Below are 18444 nucleotides of genomic sequence, written 5' to 3' on the forward strand. Positions count from 1 at the left end.
ACTTGTAAAGCCAATTGGTCGCGTTCATTATAATGGAAACTCGTTCGATATGGCTAAAACGGTATGAAACATTATTTTTCCAGTCTCAAAGGCGACACGATAAAAGCAATATTTTTAGTCTGTCTGGCCGTCGGTGTAGTCGGCATGTCATACGGCTCGCTGGCGATGGCCTACGGCTTCCCGCTGTGGGTACCGTTTGTACTCTCTATTACTGTGCTGGCGGGCGCGTCCGAGTTTATGTTTATCGGCATTATCGCCAGCGGTGGTAATCCACTGGCGGCTGCGGCTGCCGGTTTACTGGTTAACGCCCGACATGTGCCGTTCGGCGTCACCGTGCGCGATCTGGTAGGCACCCGGGCTGCCAGTTTCCTCGGCTGTCATATTATGAACGACGAAAGCGTGGTCTTTGGCCTGTCGCAAAAAACGCCTGAGCAACGTAAAGCCGCCTACTGGCTGTGCGGTCTGGGCGTCGCAATTTTCTGGCCTGTTGGCACCCTGATCGGCGCAGGCGTCGGCAAACTGCTCCCTGCCCCGGAAACCATCGGTCTGGATGCCGTCTTCCCTGCCATTCTGCTGGCTCTGGTCGTCCCGGCATTCAAAAACCGCACTACGCTGATTCGTGCCTGTAGCGGTGCCACGTTGTCGCTTGCCGCCATTCCCTTTGCGCCGGTCGGTTTACCGGTTTTGCTCTCACTCTTTGGCTTACTGACGAGGAAAAAATAATGGGCAACATGACGCTGTTTATCGTCGGTATCGCCATGTTATCTCTGGGAACATATTTAATGCGTTTAGGGGGAGCCAAGCTTGGAAGCCGTTTAGCGTTCTCAGAACGCTCGCAGGCGCTGCTTTCCGACGCCGCAACGGTATTACTGTTCTCCGTTGCGCTGGCGACCACCTTTTACGAGGGCGAACACTTTGCCGGAATGGCGCGCGTACTCGGCGTGGCTTTTGCGGTATTTCTCGCCTGGCGTAAGATGCCGCTGATCGTGGTGATCGTTGCCGCCGCAGTGGTAACCGCGCTGTTACGAATGGTGGGCATACACTAAGAATATAATTACCCTGGCGAAATATTCATCAGGGTAATCACCTGTAGCGTTATGTGTTTTACCCCACAAAACCAGGCGCTAACTCTGCCTCAAATTGTCACTTCCCGCTGACATATTGCTGCTCATCTCTTCACCATCTCACCGTTAAAATCAAATCAAACAGTTTTTAACGGAGTCCCATCATGACAGCCCTTACAGCTAACTGCATTGACCTGAATATTCAGGGGAATAGCGTTTATGCCATCCTCAAGCAACTGGCGAATATGGCGCTTCAAAATGGCTACGTCTCTGACCGCAGCGCCTTCCTGCAAACGCTGCTGATACGCGAAAAGCTGCATTCCACCGGCTTTGGTTCGGGCATTGCCGTCCCACACGGTAAAAGCGTCTGTATCACACGCCCCTTCGTCTTGTTCGCGCGCAAATCAGAAAAAGTGGACTGGAAAGCCAGCGACGGCGAGGACGTTAACTGCTGGATCTGCCTCGGCGTGCCACAAACGGGCGAGGACGATCAGGTCAAAATTATCGGCACCCTGTGCCGCAAAATTATCCATCAAGATTTCATCAACCAACTGAAGCAAGGCGACACCAACCAGGTGCTCGCCCTGCTCAATCAGACCTTAACCTCATAAGGAAGCGGCTATGGAGTCATCCTTGCGTTTAGTGGCGATTACCAACTGTCCGGCGGGTATCGCCCACACTTATATGGTGGCAGAAGCGCTGGAGCAAAAAGCGCGCTCGCTCGGCCATACGATTAAAGTCGAAACCCAGGGCTCAAGCGGCGTCGAAAACCGACTGACCAGTGAAGAAATTGCCGCTGCCGATTACGTTATTCTGGCTACAGGTCGCGGCCTGAGCGGTGAAGACCGGGCGCGTTTCGCCGGGAAAAAAGTCTATGAAATAGCCATTTCCCAGGCGCTGAAAAATATCGACCTGATTTTTACGCAGTTACCGACTCACTCACAACTTTTTGCCACTGATAGCAGCGTGAAGCTGGGAAAACAGGAGGTCCAGCACGGTAGCGTGATGAGCCACCTGATGGCTGGCGTTTCCGCCGCGCTGCCGTTTGTTATTGGCGGCGGAATTCTGGTCGCCATCGCTAATATGCTGGTGCAGTTCGGTTTGCCCTATGCCGATATGTCGAAAGGTGCGCCGTCGTTCACCTGGGTTGTTGAATCCATCGGCTATCTGGGCTTCACCTTTATGATCCCCATTATGGGTGCATACATCGCGTGGTCGATTGCCGATAAGCCCGCTTTTGCCCCGGCGTTTCTGGTGTGTTACCTGGCGAACGATAAAGGTCTTCTCGGCACCCAGTCCGGCGCGGGGTTTCTCGGCGCGGTCGTACTCGGGCTGGCAATTGGCTACTTTGTGCTTTGGTTTCGCAAGGTTCGGCTCGGCAAAGCGTTGCAGCCGCTGCTCGGCTCCATGCTGATCCCGTTTGTCACTTTGCTGGTGTTTGGCGTACTGACTTATTACGTCATCGGCCCGGTGATGTCCGACATCATGGGGGGGCTGCTGCACTTCCTGAACACCATTCCGCCATCAATGAAAATGGGCGCAGCCTTCCTCGTTGGCGCAATGCTGGCATTTGATATGGGCGGGCCAATCAATAAAACGGCCTGGTTCTTCTGCTTCTCACTGCTGGAAAAACATATCTATGACTGGTACGCCATCGTCGGCGTGGTGGCGCTGATGCCGCCCGTCGCGGCAGGTATCGCTACCTATTTAGCGCCGAAACTGTTTACCCAGCAGGAGAAGGCCGCCGCCAGCAGTGCGATTGTGGTGGGTGCCACCGTCGCCACCGAACCGGCAATCCCCTATGCGCTGGCCGCGCCGCTGCCGATGATTACCGCCAATACACTCTCCGGTGGTATTACCGGCATGCTGGTCATCGCCTTTGGAATCAAACGTCTCGCGCCGGGTTTAGGTATCTTTGATCCGCTGATTGGCCTGATGTCTCCGGTGGGGGCATTTTACCTGGTGCTGGCTATCGGTCTGGCGCTGAACATTTCGTTAATTATCATCCTGAAAGGATTGTGGCTGAAACGTAAAGCCGCACAGCAGGAGCTTGCCCATGAACATTGAGTTACTTCAGCAGTTATGCGAAGCCAGCGCCGTCAGCGGTGATGAGCAGGAAGTTCGCACTCTTCTCATTAATGCGCTGGATTCCAGCGTCGATGAAATCACTTTTGACGGCCTCGGCAGCTTTGTCGCACGCAAGGGCAACCGTGGGCCGAAGGTTGCCATCGTCGGTCACATGGATGAAGTGGGCTTTATGGTCACGCATATCGACGAAAGCGGCTTTTTGCGCTTCACCACCATTGGCGGTTGGTGGAGCCAGTCGATGCTGAACCACCGGGTCGCCATCCGTACCCGCAAGGGCGTTAAAATCCCTGGCATAATCGGCTCCGTAGCACCGCACGCCTTAACGGAAAAGCAGAAACAGCAACCTCTGACATTTGACGAAATGTTCATCGATATTGGTGCCAACAGCCGCGAAGAAGTAGAAAACCGCGGAATTGCGATCGGTGATTTCGTTAGCCCGGAAGCCAATTTCGCTCGCTGGGGCGAAGATAAGATCGTCGGCAAAGCGCTGGATAATCGCGTCGGCTGCGCCCTGATGGCCGAGCTTTTACAAACCGTGAATAACCCTGAAATTACCCTGTACGGCGTGGGCAGCGTGGAAGAAGAAGTGGGTCTACGCGGGGCGCAAACCTCAGCGGAGCATATCAAGCCCGATGTGGTTATCGTGCTGGATACTGCGGTTGCGGGCGATGTGCCCGGAATCGACAGCATTAAATACCCACTCAAGCTTGGCGAGGGCCCAGGGTTGATGCTGTTCGATAAGCGCTATTTCCCTAATCAGCAGTTGGTTGCCACATTAAAAGCGTGTGCAGAAAACAGCGGTGCGTCATTGCAGTTTTGCACCATGAAAACCGGGGCGACGGACGGTGGACGCTATAACGTTATGGGCGGCGGTCGTCCGGTGGCGGCGCTATGCCTGCCGACGCGCTATCTCCACGCCAACAGCGGCATGATTTCTGCATCGGATTACGACGCGCTGTTTAGGCTGGTGCGCGAACTGCTCACCTCGCTGTCGACCGAAAAGGTCCGCGCGCTTACTGACTTTCGCCGGGAGAGTTAATGCTTTCGGAACGCCAGTTAAAATTGGTGGATCTTCTTGAACAGCAGCCGTGTTTGCTGGGCGACCTGGCGCGGCAAACTGGCGTTTCAGGCAGAACCATCCTGCGCGATATTGACTACCTCAATTTTACCCTCAGCGGTAAGGCCCGCATTCAGCCCGGTGGCAGTGCGGGCTATCAGTTGGAAATTGTCGACAGACGCGGTTATTTTCAGCTTCTGCAACGCCATGATAATGATGACCGGTTGCTGGCCTTTCTTCTGCTCAATACCTTTACACCGCGTGTACAGCTGGCTTCGGCGCTCAATTTACCTGAAACCTGGGTGGCCGATCGTCTCCCACGGTTGAAGCAGCGCTATGAGCGGGCCTTTTGTCTTGCCAGCCGCCCGGGCGTCGGTCATTTCATTGATGAACCGGAAGAAAAGCGCATTATCCTGTTGGCGAATCTGCTTAAAAAAGATCCCCTCTTAATTCCACTGCCGGGTATTACCCGAGACAACATCGACAGGCTCAATGCAGCATGTGAAAAACTTAATGAATTCCCGCTCATCTCGGGAGAGTACCTGGCAAGTCTGGTGCTGGCCGTCTATGCCCTGCGTAACCAGCTCTCCGGGTCATGGCCGGAGTGTCGGTATGTATCACTGAAAAACGCGGTGGAACAAGGAGGAGTCTACCTGGGCGAGAACGCCTTCAGAACACTGATCGGCCTTCTGGAAATCAGACAACGGCAGGCAATGACAATCTCTGCCGATGCGGTGACCTTGTTATTAAAAAGCGTTCCCGGCATCGCTGCGTTGCACGTTATCGATACCCAACTGGTTGATAATATTACCGGCCACCTGCTGAGATGCGTCTCTGCCCCGGTTTGGGTACCGGAACATCGCCAGAGCAGTATGCACAACCTGAAGTCGACCTGGCCTGCCGCCTTCGATTTGAGTCTGCGTTTTATTGCCCTGTTGCGTGAAAAACTGGATATCCCATTGTTCGATAGCGACCTCATAGGGCTTTACTTCGCCTGCGCACTGGAACGCCATCAAAACGAGCGCCAGCCGGTCATTTTGTTATCCGACCAGAATGCTATCGCCACCATCAACCAACAGGCTATTGAGCGAGATGTTCTGAATTGTCGGGTGATCATTGCGCGAAATACGAGTGAAGTCAGCGCCATCAGTGAAGAAATCACCCCACTGTTAATCATCAACAATAGTCACTATTTACTTGATGAATCTATAAAAAATACCTTAACCATCAAGAATATCATCACCTCTGCGGGTACCGAGCAGATTAAACACTTCCTCGCGACGGCCTTTATCCGCCAGCAGCCCGAACGTTTCTTTTTACAGCCGGGCAGCTTCCATTACGCCAATATGAAGGCCGAAAGCTGGCAGAGTATCATCGGCCGGATCTGCGGCCAGCTTGTGGCACAGAGCCATATCACCGAGGACGAAGCGCTGCGCATTTGCGCCCGGGAGCATGAAGGTGAAAACCTGATCGTGAATCGCCTGGCGATTCCTCATTGCTGGAGCGAACAGGAGCGCCGCTTTCGTGGTTTCTTTATTACCCTCGCACACCCTATTCTGGTGAATAACGAACCGGTCAGCCATGTCCTAATCGCCTGTGCCGCCGCCGAGGCGCGGCATGAGCTAAAAATCTTCAGTTATTTATCCAGCGTGCTGAGCAGCCATCCGGCAGAAACTATTGCGGGATTGAAAGACTATAACGCGTTTATCGGATTGCTCAGGCAGTGAATACCGGAAATGAAAAAAGCGCCTCAAGGGCGCTCTTTCGACAGTACTGAGGTATTTTATTTCAGCAGTTCAGCGGTCATGTGCACGCGGTTGCCGGTGTATGCCTGAGTGATTTTATAATCGCTGGCACCTGCACGTTCAGCCTGAGCGGCAATTTTTGCTTCAGCGCTTTCCAGTGTAGAACCAGTTGCGGTAACTGTCTGAGCAGCGAAAGAACCGAAAGAAGTAGCCAGAGCGATAACTGCGACAAAAGTTTTGATGCTTTTCATGATATAAACCCTTTAACTTAGTTGTTTGATTAAGGCACCGTGCCTTGATGTGATAAATAATAGCCATCTCATCGCACAACTAAAAGCGGAAGGATTTGCCAGTCTTATTCAAATTAATTGAATACTGGTTACTCAGTTATCAGACGCTCGGGATGTGTATAAATCGTCGCCCGGCCCGGTTTGCAAAAACCCACCAGCGTCAGGTTACAGCGTTCGGCAACTTCAACAGCGAGCGTTGTCGCCGCAGAAACAGCAAACAGGATTTCCACGCCGCACATTGCCGACTTCTGCACCATCTCGTAGCTGGCGCGGCTGGAGACTAATACCGCGCCCTGCTGCCAGGTTTCCCCTTCGATCGCACGTCGTCCCAGCAGTTTATCCAGCGCAACATGACGTCCAACATCTTCATGCCCGCCCGCCAGATGACCTGACGGCTGTACCCAGGCAGCCGCGTGCGTGCAGCCTGTCAGTTGCCCAACAGGCTGGAAATCAGGGAGATGCCTTAAGGCGTTATCGAGATGCGCCAGATTGAATGTCTGGGTAAACGGCAGCGGCTGGACCGGTTTGCCAATATCATTAAGTTGCTCCACGCCACAAACACCGCAGCCAGTCCGACCGGCCAGCGCGCGACGATGCTCTTTCAGCCCCATAAAGCGCCGGCTGGACAGCTCAACCTGCACTTCTAATCCGTTGCAGGAAGGCACCACGTCCATCCCGTAAATATCTTGCGAGGACTCAATAATGCCTTCAGAAAGTGAAAAACCCATCGCGAAGTGCTCAAGATCTTTCGGGGATGCCATCATCACCACGTGTGAAATCCCGTTGTATACCAGTGCCACAGGCACTTCTTCAGCTACCTCATCTGGCTGAGGATGTTGCAAGTCCTCGCGCTTCCAGAGGGTCAACTGACGAGATCCTGTCGGAGATGTCACATTCTTGATGTTTTCTTGAATAATCTTATTCACTTTCTTTTAACCGTATTGGAACACGCATACCAACATTGTGGTATTCTTTACAAACCCCTCCTGGACGGAGGGAAATTCACCCAATTCTGGACCTTTGCGGTCCCGTCCGCAAAGAAAAATAACAACCACTTCCCTCGCGTTCGCGTTATAGGAAAACGAAGGGAACGTGACAATGTCGAAACAAGGAGCGAACCATGCAGGTCAGCAGAAGGCAGTTCTTTAAGATCTGCGCTGGCGGTATGGCAGGCACCACGGCAGCGGCACTGGGCTTTGCACCCGGCGTAGCGCTAGCGGAAACACGGCAATATAAATTGCTGCGCACCCGCGAAACCCGTAACACCTGCACTTACTGTTCCGTTGGCTGTGGACTGTTAATGTACAGTCTCGGTGACGGAGCAAAAAACGCCAAAGCATCCATCTTCCATATCGAAGGGGACCCGGATCACCCGGTGAACCGTGGCGCACTGTGCCCGAAAGGGGCAGGACTTGTGGACTTCATCCACTCTGAAAGCCGCCTTAAATTCCCGGAATACCGCGCACCTGGCTCTGATAAGTGGCAACAGATTAGCTGGGATGAGGCATTTGACCGCATCGCTAAGCTGATGAAAGAAGACCGCGACGCTAACTACGTTGCACAAAACGCCGAAGGCGTAACCGTTAACCGCTGGCTTTCCACCGGGATGCTGTGTGCTTCCGCTTCCAGTAACGAAACCGGCTATTTAACACAAAAATTCTCCCGCGCGCTTGGTATGCTCGCGGTCGACAACCAGGCACGCGTCTGACACGGACCAACGGTAGCAAGTCTTGCTCCAACATTTGGTCGCGGTGCGATGACCAACCACTGGGTCGACATTAAAAACGCCAACCTCGTTGTGGTGATGGGCGGTAACGCCGCTGAAGCTCACCCGGTCGGGTTCCGCTGGGCGATGGAAGCCAAAATTCACAACGGCGCGAAACTGATTGTTATCGATCCGCGCTTTACGCGAACCGCGGCGGTGGCTGATTTCTATGCTCCGATTCGTTCCGGTACTGACATTGCTTTCCTGTCAGGCGTTTTGCTGTACCTGCTGAACAACGAAAAATTCAACCGCGAATACACTGAAGCCTATACCAACGCCAGCCTGATCGTGCGTGAGGATTACGGTTTCGAAGATGGCCTGTTTACCGGCTACGACGCGGACAAACGCAAGTATGACAAAACCAGTTGGAACTACGAACTGGATGAAAAAGGCTTCGCCAAACGCGATGTCACCCTGCAACACCCGCGCTGCGTATGGAACCTGCTGAAACAGCACGTCTCCCGCTACACGCCGGACGTCGTAGAAAATATCTGCGGTACGCCAAAGGCCGACTTCCTGAAGGTCTGTGAGTACATCGCAGAAACAAGCCGCCCAGATAAAACCGCGTCGTTCCTGTACGCACTGGGCTGGACGCAACACTCCGTTGGTGCGCAGAACATCCGCACCATGGCGATGATCCAGTTGCTGCTGGGCAATATGGGGATGGCAGGCGGCGGCGTTAACGCCCTGCGCGGACACTCTAACATTCAGGGTCTGACCGACTTAGGTCTGCTGTCACAAAGCCTGCCGGGCTACATGACGCTGCCAAGCGAGAAACAAACTGACCTGCAAACTTACCTTGCCGCCAACACGCCAAAACCGTTGCTGGAAGGCCAGGTGAACTACTGGGGCAACTACCCGAAATTCTTCGTTTCGATGATGAAAGCGTTCTTTGGCGATAAAGCGACAGCGGAAAACAGCTGGGGCTTCGACTGGCTGCCGAAGTGGGATAAAGGGTACGACGTCCTGCAGTACTTCGAGATGATGAACCAGGGCAAAGTGAATGGCTATATCTGCCAGGGCTTTAACCCGGTCGCATCATTCCCGAATAAAAACAAGGTAGTGGCTTCACTGTCCAAACTGAAGTTCCTGGTCACCATCGACCCGCTCAACACAGAGACCTCCACCTTCTGGCAGAACCACGGTGAGTCGAACGATGTTGACCCGTCGAAAATCCAGACCGAAGTCTTCCGTCTGCCGTCCACCTGCTTCGCCGAAGAGAACGGTTCTATCGTCAACTCCGGTCGCTGGCTGCAGTGGCACTGGAAAGGTGCGGATGCCCCAGGGATTGCCGTTACCGATGGTGAAATCCTCGCCGGTATCTTCCTGCGTCTGCGCAAGATGTATGCCGAACAGGGTGGCGCGAACCCGGAACAGGTGCTGAGCATGACCTGGAACTACTCCACACCACACGAACCGGCTTCGGAAGAAGTGGCGATGGAGAGCAACGGTAAAGCCCTGGCCGACATTATCGACCCGGCCACCGGTGCCGTTATCGTCAAGAAAGGCCAACAGCTTAGCTCGTTCGCCCAACTGCGTGACGACGGTACCACCTCCAGCGGCTGCTGGATTTTTGCCGGTAGCTGGACGCCGGAAGGCAACCAGATGGCACGTCGCGATAACGCCGATCCGTCAGGCCTTGGCAATACGCTGGGCTGGGCATGGGCGTGGCCGCTCAACCGCCGCATTCTGTATAACCGCGCCTCCGCAGACCCGCAGGGGAATCCGTGGGATCCAAAACGTCAGATCCTGAAATGGGACGGGGCGAAATGGAGCGGGATGGATATTCCAGACTACAGTGCCGCCGCGCCGGGCAGCAACGTTGGGCCGTTCATCATGCAGCCGGAAGGGATGGGACGCCTGTTTGCTATCGATAAGATGGCAGAAGGTCCGTTCCCGGAACACTACGAGCCGTTTGAAACGCCGCTGGGGACTAACCCGCTGCACCCGAACGTTATCTCTAACCCTGCCGCACGTATCTTTAAAGGTGACGCGGAAGCACTGGGTAAAGCGGATAAGTTCCCGTACGTCGGTACGACCTACCGTCTGACCGAGCACTTCCACTACTGGACTAAGCATGCGCTGCTTAACGCTATCGCCCAGCCGGAGCAGTTTGTGGAAATTGGCGAGAAGCTGGCGAATAAGCTCGGTATCTCTCATGGCGATACCGTCAAAGTCTCCTCTAACCGTGGCTACATTAAAGCCAAAGCGGTGGTGACTAAACGTATTCGCACGTTGAAGGCCAACGGTCAGGATATCGACACTATCGGAATCCCGATTCACTGGGGCTACGAAGGTGTGGCGAAAAAAGGCTTTATCGCTAACACGTTAACGCCATTCGTCGGTGATGCGAACACGCAGACGCCGGAATTTAAGTCCTTCCTCGTGAACGTGGAAAAGGTGTAACGGAGACGACCTATGGCTTATCAATCGCAAGACATCATTCGTCGTTCCGCCACTAACGGTTTCACCCCCGCGCCTCAGGCGCGGGACCATCAGGAAGAGGTGGCGAAGCTTATCGACGTCACCACCTGTATCGGCTGTAAAGCGTGTCAGGTGGCGTGTTCAGAATGGAACGACATCCGTGATGAAGTGGGCAACAACGTTGGGGTGTACGACAACCCGGCTGATTTGACCGCTAAATCCTGGACGGTAATGCGCTTCTCGGAAGTGGAACAAAACGACAAACTGGAGTGGCTAATCCGCAAGGATGGCTGTATGCACTGCGCCGATCCGGGCTGCCTGAAGGCGTGTCCGGCCGAAGGAGCAATCATTCAGTATGCCAACGGTATCGTCGACTTCCAGTCCGAGCAGTGCATCGGCTGTGGCTACTGTATCGCGGGCTGCCCGTTCGACGTGCCGCGCCTCAACCCGGAAGACAACCGCGTTTACAAATGTACGCTGTGCGTTGACCGTGTAGTGGTCGGACAAGAACCAGCCTGCGTGAAAACGTGTCCAACCGGCGCTATTCATTTCGGCACCAAAGAGTCGATGAAAACGCTGGCCGGTGAGCGCGTGGCGGAGCTGAAAACGCGTGGTTACGAAAACGCGGGTCTGTACGATCCGGCAGGCGTTGGCGGTACGCACGTGATGTACGTATTGCACCATGCGGACAAGCCGAATCTGTACCACGGTCTGCCGGAGAACCCGGAAATCAGCGCCACCGTGAAGTTCTGGAAAGGCATCTGGAAACCTCTCGCAGCCGTCGGCTTTGCAGCGACATTTGCGGCCAGTATCTTCCACTACGTCGGCGTAGGCCCGAACCGTGCGGAAGAGGAAGAAGACAATCTGCATGAAGAAAAAGACGAGGTGCGCAAATGAAACGACGTGACACCATCGTGCGCTACACGGCGCCGGAACGCATCAACCACTGGATCACCGCCTTCTGCTTCATTCTGGCAGCAGTGAGCGGGATGGGTTTTCTCTTCCCGTCTTTTAACTGGCTGATGCACATCATGGGCACGCCGCAACTGGCGCGAATTGTGCACCCGTTTGTCGGCGTGATCATGTTTGCCTCGTTTATCATCATGTTTTTCCGTTACTGGCACCACAATCTAATCAATCGGGATGATATCTTTTGGGCGAAGAATATTCGTAAGATTGTCGTCAACGAGGAAGTAGGTGACACGGGACGTTATAACTTCGGCCAGAAATGCGTATTCTGGGCGGCGATTATCTTCCTGGTCCTGTTGCTGGTGAGCGGAGTGGTCATCTGGCGTCCGTATTTTGCGCCTGCTTTCTCAATCCCGGTGATCCGATTCGCGTTAATGCTGCATTCATTTGCCGCAGTAGCGTTAATTGTGGTTATCATGGTGCACATTTACGCCGCCCTTTGGGTGAAAGGCACCATTACCGCGATGGTGGAAGGATGGGTTACCAGCTCATGGGCGAAGAAACATCACCCGCGCTGGTACCGTGAAGTCCGCCAGAAACAGGAAAAGTCATCTGAATGAGTATTCGCATAATCCCGCAAGATGAGCTGGAGAAGAGCGAGAAACGCACGGCGGATATGATTCCGCCGTTATTATTCCCCAGACTCAAAAATTTGTATAACCGCCGCGCTGAACGTCTGCGCGAGCTGGCCGAGAACAACCCGCTGGGTGATTACCTGCGTTTTGCCGCGCTGATCGCTCACGCGCAGGAAGTGGTGTTGTACGACCATCCGCTGCAGATGGATCTGACCGCTCGCATCAAAGAAGCGAACGATCAGGGCAAACCGCCACTGGATATCCACGTTCTGCCACGCGACAAGCACTGGCAAAAACTGCTGCAATCGCTAATTGCTGAGCTGAAGCCGGAAATGAGCGGCCCTGCGCTGGCCGTAATCGAGAATCTTGAAAAAGCCTCGGAGCAGGAGCTGGAACTGATGGCCAGCGCGCTGTTTGCCTCCGATTTCGCCTCCGTCAGCAGCGACAAAGCACCGTTCATTTGGGCTGCCCTGTCGCTCTACTGGGCGCAGATGGCGAGCCTGATCCCCGGCAAAGCCCGTGCGGAATACGGCGAACAGCGTCAGTACTGCCCGGTGTGTGGTTCAATGCCGGTCTCCAGCATGGTGCAAATCGGTACCACTCAGGGGCTGCGCTATTTGCACTGCAACCTGTGCGAAACCGAGTGGCACGTGGTGCGCGTGAAGTGCAGCAACTGCGAGCAGAGCCGTGATTTGAACTACTGGTCGCTGGATAACGAACAGGCGGCAATTAAAGCTGAAAGCTGCGGCGATTGCGGGACATACCTGAAGATTCTCTATCAGGAAAAAGACCCGAAAGTCGAGGCCGTAGCCGACGATCTCGCTTCACTGATGCTGGACGCACACATGGAGCAAGAGGGCTTTGCCCGCAGCTCCATCAACCCGTTCCTGTTCCCGGGTGAAGGGGAGTAAGTTTTAAGATCTTCCCCCGGCAAGTGACCCAGACTGCCGGGGATTATCTTAGCGCCTGAATGACATGTTTTGGATCATTGGCAATAGCACGTAACAACGCTTTTGCTGGACCAGTCGGTGAACGACGCCCCTGCTCCCAATTGCGCAACGTATCCACGCTTACCGATATCAAATCTGCGAAACGAGTCTGTGATAATCCTGAAGACAGGCGGATTTCCTTTATTTTCATGGCATCAATATGAAAGGTACGGGAAGGTTGCCGTGTTCCTTCAGCGATCTCATTCATCTGAACCATACTTTGAGTTAGTCGCTCAAATAGTGCCTTATCCATTTACCACCTCTCATTCAACATACGCAGCAGTACTTTTTCTTGCGGAGTCAGATCATCCTTAATCCCTTTCTGATAAATCAGCAACAATCGAATTTGTGATTCCCTGATTTGATGAAAATAGATAATCCTCACACCACCACGTTTTCCTTTCCCTCGCGCTCTCCAGCGAACCTTTCTCAGGCCCCCCGTTTCTTGTATTAGATCGCCACAATCGGGCTGAATCGCAAGGAATATCTGTAATCTACGGTATTCATCATCATCCAGTAATTTTTTGACGTCTTCAGTGAAGATTTCCGTTTCTATGAATAGCATTTTTAGTACGCCATTGGACTATACTAATAAAAATCATCTATACGTCAATGGCGTATAGCGCATTTTCCTCACAATACAGAATTCAAACCGCAGAAACCAATGACGGTATTTAATCTGCGAGCCGCTTTCCAGAATCGTATACCCCGCCACTTTTCCCATTTTCATTCGTGGTTATCCAGGTTATAAAACTGTATATCCATACAGATAAGGAAAATAATAAATGGCACTGGAAAGCGGGATTGCACAGCTGGTTGAGGCATTTATCGCAGCGGGACGCCCTTCTTCGCGCGAGCAAAATATTGATGAACGGAGAGCAGGCTACATTGCCAGCACGGTACTGGCAGGAGAAACTGAAACCCGCGTACAGGTTGAAGATATTGAACTCGATGCAATGACATTTCGCGTTGTTTCGCCGCGGGACGCCACGGAAAATCTACCCTGCGTTATCTATTATCACGGTGGCTGCTTTGTTAGTGGTGGATTCGCGACGCATGATAACCAGCTAAGGCAGCTCGCCTGGTACAGCGGCTGTCGGGTCATTGCGGTGCAGTATCGCCTTGCACCAGAGCATACTTTCCCGGCTGCACATAACGACGCTGAAACGGGAGCCAATATTATCTGGAAGTATGCCCAGAAACTGGGTGTCGATCGCGGCAGGATTACGCTTGCTGGCGACAGTGCGGGCGGGCATCTGGCGCTGATCACTGCACTGCGCCTGAAAGCTGCCAATCAATGGCAACCTGCGCAGCTAATGCTGATTTACCCGATGCTGGACGCGACCGCCAGGTTTGAGAGCTACGACCGAAATGGGCAGGATTACATTATCACGCGTGACACGTTGCTTTCGGGCTACGAGATGTATTTGCCGCAAACCGACCTGCGGCATCCTGAAGCCAGCCCTGTCTGGCGTGAAGACTTCAACGGTCTGCCGCCCACGCACATCATTACAGCCGAATTCGACCCACTGCGCGATGAGGGCGAGGCCCTGTATCAACGGTTCCAGGAGCAGGGCGTGGAGTGCACCTGCCAACGCTATCTTGGCGTTATCCACGGATTTTTCCAGTTGGCAGGAGTGAGCCAGGCGGCACGAAATGTTATGCGAGATGTGGCCTGGCGCGTCGTTAATCCTATAGCAGGAAGACATGCTTGATTAATCTTTTGTTTTCATCTTGAAAACTTAATTGCCTTGCGTTATTTTGTTTTCAGGTTGAAAACCTTGTAATGGAACTACACCATGCATGTTATCAGCCGAAAACCTTTCAACGAGGCAATACTCCGTTTTCCAAACCACATGGCAGCACTCGTTGATTTGCTGAATATTTTAGAGAAAAAAATGTTCCACACTCCTGAAGAGATGAAGCAGTACATACCTTCACTGGATAATTTTAAATACAGAAATAAATGGTGGGTGATTAATGTTTCAGGTAACTGCTTGAGACTTATTGCCTATATTGATTTCAAACTGCAAAAGGTATTTGTGAAGCATATCGTTCACCATGCCGAGTATGACAGACTAACCACATACTATCGGGGTCACAAAGAATGAGAACGCATGAAAGCCATCAGATAGACACAGCCAGTGTAAAATTGATGATCGATACCTTTACCGATGCAGTGAAAAAAATCCCCCTGTTAGGCAAAGAACAAAATGAGACAGAGTACCGAAAAGCACTCGCTTTGGTGGAGTTTCTGGTTGATCGTGACGACCTGGAAAACCCGTTGTTTGAGCTGCTTTCAGCTCGGATCCGCGACTACGAAAAACATGCGCCTGAGTTCAGTGCCCTCAACCAACAACTGGAACATACTCCTCATGGCGTTACGTTACTGCGTACGCTCATGGATCAATATGGTCTCAAAGCAGCAGATCTTGCCAACGAACTTGGTTCAAAATCCAATGTCAGCAACATCTTGAATGGTCGCAGAGCACTGACTGTAAGTCATATTAAAATGCTCGCAGAACGCTTTAACCTTCCGGCAGACGCATTCATCGAGTAAAGAGGATCCCCTCTGACCTACTCTTCCTCATTCCCGCCCTCTTCATATGCGCCAAACGGTTTCGCGGGTAGCACAATGTAGGTACCTTCAAACACGACGCCCGGCGTGTCATCGCCAAACACCCCGACCTGCATCTGAACGCGCGCCTTGCGGCCTCTTGCCAGACGGTCCAGGTCACCGCTCAGCGAGCCCAGATCGGCAATAGCGGTAGGTTTCCCGGTAATTGGCCTGCTGTATCGGATATGCGCGTCGGCGAGGATTATCGTCCCCCCCAGATGGCGCTCGCGCAGCATCAGCCAGATAAGCCCCCAGCCCGTTAACGTCGCCAGTGAAAACAGGCTTCCGGCAAACAGCGTATGGTGCGGGTTCTGATTGCCAGTCTCTGGCATCGTCGTAATAAATTTCTGCCCGGTGTACTGCTGAATGCGCACGCCCATTTTCTCACTCAATGGAATATGTTCGTACCAGGCTTGCTGTAGCTGTCCGCACCAGTCCCCGCGATGGAGAATGTCGTCCAGCGTTGCGATGGGTTTAATCATCAAAAAATGGCGCACCGGCGTGGTTTGCGGCGTGGTAATTTCGCCCTGACTCACAAACCCCAGTTTGGCGAAAAATTCGACCGCATCTTCACGGGCGCTACAGGTTACGCGTTTTACCCCTTCCTGACGCGCCACAGACTCCAGGGTCATCGCCATCAGCGTGCCCAACCCTTTCTCCTGCACAGAGGGGTCAACGGCCATAAAGCGTATTGAGGCTTCGTTATCCGCATTGATATACAGACGCCCGACCGCGACCAGATTTCCCTCTTCGTCCACCACCATCTGGTGATGCGCCATCGCGTCCCAGGCATCCCGTTCGGAGCCTTTGGGCTGGTGCAACGGTTTACGCAACATCTCCCAGCGAAACTGGTAGTAACGCTCCAACTCTTCTTCTGTTTGCGGTACTCGAAGGTGATACATAGTCGTATTCTCTCTTGTTGCCCGCGGCCACACCGGTAGCTGGTTCATACTTGTAACCAGAACGTCACGGGGCCATCATTAACCAGTGAAACCTGCATATCCGCAGCGAATCGACCGGTTTGCGTATTCATTTCCTGTTGGCGGCAACGCTCAACAAAGTATTCATACAGCGCTTCTGCCCGCTCGGGCGAAGCGCCTTTCGAAAACCCTGGGCGCATACCACGTTCGGTATCTGCCGCCAGCGTGAACTGTGAAACCACCAGCACACTGCCACCTGATTGCTGCACGTTGAGGTTCATTTTTCCTTCGGCATCGCTAAAGATTCGATAGCCGAGTACGCGCTCGCACAGACGGTTCGCTTTCTGTTCGTCATCATCCCTTTCGACACCTAACAAGACCAAAAGTCCTGGGCCAATTTCACCCGTCACCTCGCCCTCCACGGTGACGCTGGCACGGGTTACGCGCTGAATTAGTGCAATCATGGTTGATCTGCTTCTTCTTGTTCTGCGGCTTGTTTAAGTTTGCGGTATTCCCCGAGAGTGACAGTTATTTCCGCGCCAAGCAAGACGATACACCACGTCCAGTATACCCAGACAAATAAAATGGGGATCACCGCCAGGACACCGTAAATGAGCTGATACGACGGGAACATCGTGATGTAGAGTGCAAATCCTTTCTTTCCGGCCTCGAACAACACGGCGGCCACAAAGGCGCCAATAACAGCATCACGATTGGGCACACGCGTAGTTGGCACAATGCTGTAAAGCAGCCAGAACGAGAGCCAGGAAAGCACCAGAGGGAAAATACGCAAGACGTCATCAATCACCGAGTTGAGATCGCTGGCCCAGCGCAATGACAACAAATAAGAGCTGATCGCCAGACTAGCCCCCGCCAGCAGCGGCCCCAGCGTTAAAATCATCCAGTAGACGGCGAAAGAGTAAACTTTGGGACGAGTGCGCTTACTGCGCCAGATAGTATTCAGAGCATTATCAATGGCATACATCAGCAATAACGCCGTGACAATCAGCCCACATGCCCCAACGGCCGTCATTTTGTTCGAGTTGGCGACAAACTGTTCGATATAACGCTGGATGACGTCTCCCGTCGCCGGGATAAAGTTTGCGAAAATAAAATGACGTAGCTGGGCACTGACGTCGGAAAACATCGGAAATGCGGCGAAAAGAGCAAACACAACGGCAATAAGCGGCACTAATGAGAGCAGTGAAACGTAGGCAAGATTCCCTGCCAGCGTCGTCATGTTGTCCTCATCAATCCGCTGCCATAGTAGCTTCAGCCAGGCCCGTACAGGACGCGTATGGTGCCTGGCTTGTTGCTGAACATTTTTTAACATAACAACTTCGCGAAATAGTCAGGAATGGTCGTTTTATCGACGACCTGGATACTGGTAATCCCTAACCGGTTAGCTCCTTCAATATTATCGGCGTTGTCGTCAAAAAAGACCGCATCGTCCGCAGAAAAACCTTCAGACTGCAGGACATGCTGGTAAATCCGCGCTTCCGGTTTTCGCATGCCCAGATCCTGGGAAAGATAAATATGGTCAGCAGCCTGACGAATTTCAGGATATTCATCCGGCCAAAATGTTGTGTGCAGACGGTTAGTATTCGACAAGACGACCACCCGATGCCCCTGCTCACGCAGCTTATGCATGATGTCGATGACTTCAGGGCGCAATGCCACAAAAACGGCCTGCCAGCCGTGAGAGAACTGCTCGTAACTTAGCGGCAGCGCCATGTCATGACATAGCGCCTCGGCAAAGGCTTCATCCGTTATTTCACCTCGCTCATGCTGGTGAAAAGCCTCCCCCATGGTGAAACTTTGCTTCAGCGAGGCCAGCGGTACACGGCTCAGATCGCTCCATGTGCCCAACACGCGGTTGAAGTCGATATCGACAATCACATTACCTAAATCAAAGATATAGAGCATGCCCTTCTCCTTATT

At 53.1% G+C, this 18444-nt stretch carries 21 protein-coding genes; 13 read left to right on the plus strand and 8 right to left on the minus strand.

Going from position 1 to position 18444, the window contains the following annotated elements; translation table 11 throughout:
• Positions 1-63: 63 nt before the first annotated feature.
• From HV229_RS24235 to HV229_RS24260, 6 genes are all read left to right on the plus strand, one after another.
• Positions 64-723, plus strand: coding sequence for an AzlC family ABC transporter permease (locus tag HV229_RS24235; protein ID WP_016155191.1), 660 nt, complete (start codon positions 64-66; stop codon positions 721-723).
• The gene (locus HV229_RS24240; RefSeq protein WP_016155190.1) at positions 723-1046 is read left to right on the plus strand and encodes an AzlD domain-containing protein; all 324 of its coding nucleotides are present in this window, start codon (positions 723-725) and stop codon (positions 1044-1046) included. Before HV229_RS24235 ends, HV229_RS24240 begins: the two co-directional genes overlap by 1 nt.
• A gap of 182 nt (positions 1047-1228) precedes the next feature.
• Positions 1229-1675, plus strand: coding sequence for a PTS fructose transporter subunit IIA (locus tag HV229_RS24245; RefSeq protein WP_047357774.1), 447 nt, complete (start codon positions 1229-1231; stop codon positions 1673-1675).
• Between the two features lie 10 nt (positions 1676-1685).
• Positions 1686-3131: a PTS fructose-like transporter subunit IIBC gene (locus HV229_RS24250; RefSeq protein ID WP_094169172.1), complete on the plus strand. Its 1446-nt coding sequence runs from the start codon at positions 1686-1688 to the stop codon at positions 3129-3131.
• The gene (locus tag HV229_RS24255) at positions 3121-4191 is read left to right on the plus strand and encodes an aminopeptidase (protein WP_181546569.1); all 1071 of its coding nucleotides are present in this window, start codon (positions 3121-3123) and stop codon (positions 4189-4191) included. Before HV229_RS24250 ends, HV229_RS24255 begins: the two co-directional genes overlap by 11 nt.
• The gene (locus HV229_RS24260) at positions 4191-5936 is read left to right on the plus strand and encodes a putative frv operon regulatory protein (protein WP_181546571.1); all 1746 of its coding nucleotides are present in this window, start codon (positions 4191-4193) and stop codon (positions 5934-5936) included. Before HV229_RS24255 ends, HV229_RS24260 begins: the two co-directional genes overlap by 1 nt.
• Before the next feature lie 56 nt (positions 5937-5992).
• Here HV229_RS24260 and HV229_RS24265 read toward each other — a convergent pair whose 3' ends face one another.
• Together HV229_RS24265 and fdhD are read right to left on the minus strand one after the other, a co-directional pair.
• Positions 5993-6205 carry a DUF1471 domain-containing protein gene (locus HV229_RS24265; protein ID WP_003825262.1) on the minus strand — a complete coding sequence of 71 codons (213 nt, stop codon included), beginning with the start codon at positions 6203-6205 and terminating at the stop codon, positions 5993-5995.
• 128 nt (positions 6206-6333) lie between these two features.
• Complete coding sequence (fdhD, locus tag HV229_RS24270) at positions 6334-7170, minus strand: formate dehydrogenase accessory sulfurtransferase FdhD (protein ID WP_181546574.1); 837 nt, start codon at positions 7168-7170, stop codon at positions 6334-6336.
• Positions 7171-7364: 194 nt separating this feature from the next.
• Here fdhD and fdnG point away from each other — a divergent pair, with 194 nt between their 5' ends.
• Genes fdnG through fdhE form a run of 4 tightly spaced genes read left to right on the plus strand, consistent with a single transcriptional unit; the run spans position 7365 to position 12888 of the window.
• A complete protein-coding gene (gene fdnG / locus HV229_RS24275; RefSeq protein WP_088583081.1) occupies positions 7365-10415 on the plus strand; it encodes a formate dehydrogenase-N subunit alpha in 3051 nt (1016 codons plus the stop codon).
• A gap of 12 nt (positions 10416-10427) precedes the next feature.
• On the plus strand, positions 10428-11330 hold the full coding sequence (gene fdoH, locus HV229_RS24280; RefSeq protein WP_003028691.1) for a formate dehydrogenase O subunit beta: 903 nt from the start codon (positions 10428-10430) through the stop codon (positions 11328-11330).
• Positions 11327-11962: a formate dehydrogenase cytochrome b556 subunit gene (gene fdoI, locus HV229_RS24285; RefSeq protein WP_003028686.1), complete on the plus strand. Its 636-nt coding sequence runs from the start codon at positions 11327-11329 to the stop codon at positions 11960-11962. The genes fdoH and fdoI overlap by 4 nt, the downstream gene beginning before the upstream one ends.
• Positions 11959-12888: a formate dehydrogenase accessory protein FdhE gene (gene fdhE, locus HV229_RS24290; RefSeq protein ID WP_003028685.1), complete on the plus strand. Its 930-nt coding sequence runs from the start codon at positions 11959-11961 to the stop codon at positions 12886-12888. Before fdoI ends, fdhE begins: the two co-directional genes overlap by 4 nt.
• A 43-nt stretch (positions 12889-12931) precedes the next feature.
• On the opposite strand, the gene HV229_RS24295 is transcribed toward fdhE, so the two are convergent.
• Positions 12932-13219: a helix-turn-helix domain-containing protein gene (locus HV229_RS24295; protein ID WP_131347314.1), complete on the minus strand. Its 288-nt coding sequence runs from the start codon at positions 13217-13219 to the stop codon at positions 12932-12934.
• Positions 13220-13531 carry a type II toxin-antitoxin system RelE/ParE family toxin gene (locus tag HV229_RS24300; protein WP_131347312.1) on the minus strand — a complete coding sequence of 104 codons (312 nt, stop codon included), beginning with the start codon at positions 13529-13531 and terminating at the stop codon, positions 13220-13222.
• Positions 13532-13751: 220 nt separating this feature from the next.
• Between HV229_RS24300 and HV229_RS24305 the strand changes: the two genes are divergently transcribed.
• The 3 genes from HV229_RS24305 (at position 13752) to HV229_RS24315 (ending at position 15526) form a co-directional block, all read left to right on the plus strand.
• On the plus strand, positions 13752-14681 hold the full coding sequence (locus tag HV229_RS24305) for an alpha/beta hydrolase (RefSeq protein ID WP_181546576.1): 930 nt from the start codon (positions 13752-13754) through the stop codon (positions 14679-14681).
• An 84-nt stretch (positions 14682-14765) separates the two neighbouring features.
• Positions 14766-15077 carry a type II toxin-antitoxin system HigB family toxin gene (locus HV229_RS24310; protein WP_019077936.1) on the plus strand — a complete coding sequence of 104 codons (312 nt, stop codon included), beginning with the start codon at positions 14766-14768 and terminating at the stop codon, positions 15075-15077.
• A complete protein-coding gene (locus HV229_RS24315; RefSeq protein WP_104651900.1) occupies positions 15074-15526 on the plus strand; it encodes a helix-turn-helix domain-containing protein in 453 nt (150 codons plus the stop codon). The genes HV229_RS24310 and HV229_RS24315 overlap by 4 nt, the downstream gene beginning before the upstream one ends.
• A gap of 17 nt (positions 15527-15543) precedes the next feature.
• On the opposite strand, the gene fabY is transcribed toward HV229_RS24315, so the two are convergent.
• The 4 genes from fabY to yihX are packed head-to-tail and all read right to left on the minus strand — an operon-like array spanning position 15544 to position 18429.
• A complete protein-coding gene (fabY, locus tag HV229_RS24320) occupies positions 15544-16485 on the minus strand; it encodes a fatty acid biosynthesis protein FabY (protein WP_003825286.1) in 942 nt (313 codons plus the stop codon).
• Between the two features lie 44 nt (positions 16486-16529).
• Positions 16530-16967, minus strand: coding sequence for a D-aminoacyl-tRNA deacylase (gene dtd / locus HV229_RS24325; RefSeq protein WP_016157874.1), 438 nt, complete (start codon positions 16965-16967; stop codon positions 16530-16532).
• Complete coding sequence (locus tag HV229_RS24330; protein WP_019077938.1) at positions 16964-17836, minus strand: virulence factor BrkB family protein; 873 nt, start codon at positions 17834-17836, stop codon at positions 16964-16966. Before HV229_RS24330 ends, dtd begins: the two co-directional genes overlap by 4 nt.
• Entirely contained in the window at positions 17830-18429 is a 600-nt protein-coding gene (yihX, locus tag HV229_RS24335; protein WP_016157873.1) for a glucose-1-phosphatase, read from the minus strand. Before yihX ends, HV229_RS24330 begins: the two co-directional genes overlap by 7 nt.
• Positions 18430-18444 lie beyond the last annotated feature (15 nt).

The sequence above is a fragment of the Citrobacter sp. RHBSTW-00524 genome (assembly GCF_013747755.1).
Taxonomy (GTDB): Bacteria; Pseudomonadota; Gammaproteobacteria; order Enterobacterales; family Enterobacteriaceae; genus Citrobacter; species Citrobacter braakii.

Excerpts from the sequence above, each read along its gene's own strand:
- HV229_RS24235 (WP_016155191.1), top strand. The coding sequence starts at position 64 with ATGAAACATTATTTTTCCAGTCTCAAAGGCGACACGATAAAAGCAATA.
- HV229_RS24240 (WP_016155190.1), top strand. The coding sequence starts at position 723 with ATGGGCAACATGACGCTGTTTATCGTCGGTATCGCCATGTTATCTCTG.
- HV229_RS24245 (WP_047357774.1), top strand. The coding sequence starts at position 1,229 with ATGACAGCCCTTACAGCTAACTGCATTGACCTGAATATTCAGGGGAAT.
- HV229_RS24250 (WP_094169172.1), top strand. The coding sequence starts at position 1,686 with ATGGAGTCATCCTTGCGTTTAGTGGCGATTACCAACTGTCCGGCGGGT.
- HV229_RS24255 (WP_181546569.1), top strand. The coding sequence starts at position 3,121 with ATGAACATTGAGTTACTTCAGCAGTTATGCGAAGCCAGCGCCGTCAGC.
- HV229_RS24260 (WP_181546571.1), top strand. The coding sequence starts at position 4,191 with ATGCTTTCGGAACGCCAGTTAAAATTGGTGGATCTTCTTGAACAGCAG.
- HV229_RS24265 (WP_003825262.1), bottom strand. The coding sequence starts at position 6,205 with ATGAAAAGCATCAAAACTTTTGTCGCAGTTATCGCTCTGGCTACTTCT.
- fdoH (WP_003028691.1), top strand. The coding sequence starts at position 10,428 with ATGGCTTATCAATCGCAAGACATCATTCGTCGTTCCGCCACTAACGGT.
- fdoI (WP_003028686.1), top strand. The coding sequence starts at position 11,327 with ATGAAACGACGTGACACCATCGTGCGCTACACGGCGCCGGAACGCATC.
- fdhE (WP_003028685.1), top strand. The coding sequence starts at position 11,959 with ATGAGTATTCGCATAATCCCGCAAGATGAGCTGGAGAAGAGCGAGAAA.
- HV229_RS24295 (WP_131347314.1), bottom strand. The coding sequence starts at position 13,219 with ATGGATAAGGCACTATTTGAGCGACTAACTCAAAGTATGGTTCAGATG.
- HV229_RS24300 (WP_131347312.1), bottom strand. The coding sequence starts at position 13,531 with ATGCTATTCATAGAAACGGAAATCTTCACTGAAGACGTCAAAAAATTA.
- HV229_RS24305 (WP_181546576.1), top strand. The coding sequence starts at position 13,752 with ATGGCACTGGAAAGCGGGATTGCACAGCTGGTTGAGGCATTTATCGCA.
- HV229_RS24310 (WP_019077936.1), top strand. The coding sequence starts at position 14,766 with ATGCATGTTATCAGCCGAAAACCTTTCAACGAGGCAATACTCCGTTTT.
- HV229_RS24315 (WP_104651900.1), top strand. The coding sequence starts at position 15,074 with ATGAGAACGCATGAAAGCCATCAGATAGACACAGCCAGTGTAAAATTG.
- fabY (WP_003825286.1), bottom strand. The coding sequence starts at position 16,485 with ATGTATCACCTTCGAGTACCGCAAACAGAAGAAGAGTTGGAGCGTTAC.
- dtd (WP_016157874.1), bottom strand. The coding sequence starts at position 16,967 with ATGATTGCACTAATTCAGCGCGTAACCCGTGCCAGCGTCACCGTGGAG.
- HV229_RS24330 (WP_019077938.1), bottom strand. The coding sequence starts at position 17,836 with ATGTTAAAAAATGTTCAGCAACAAGCCAGGCACCATACGCGTCCTGTA.
- yihX (WP_016157873.1), bottom strand. The coding sequence starts at position 18,429 with ATGCTCTATATCTTTGATTTAGGTAATGTGATTGTCGATATCGACTTC.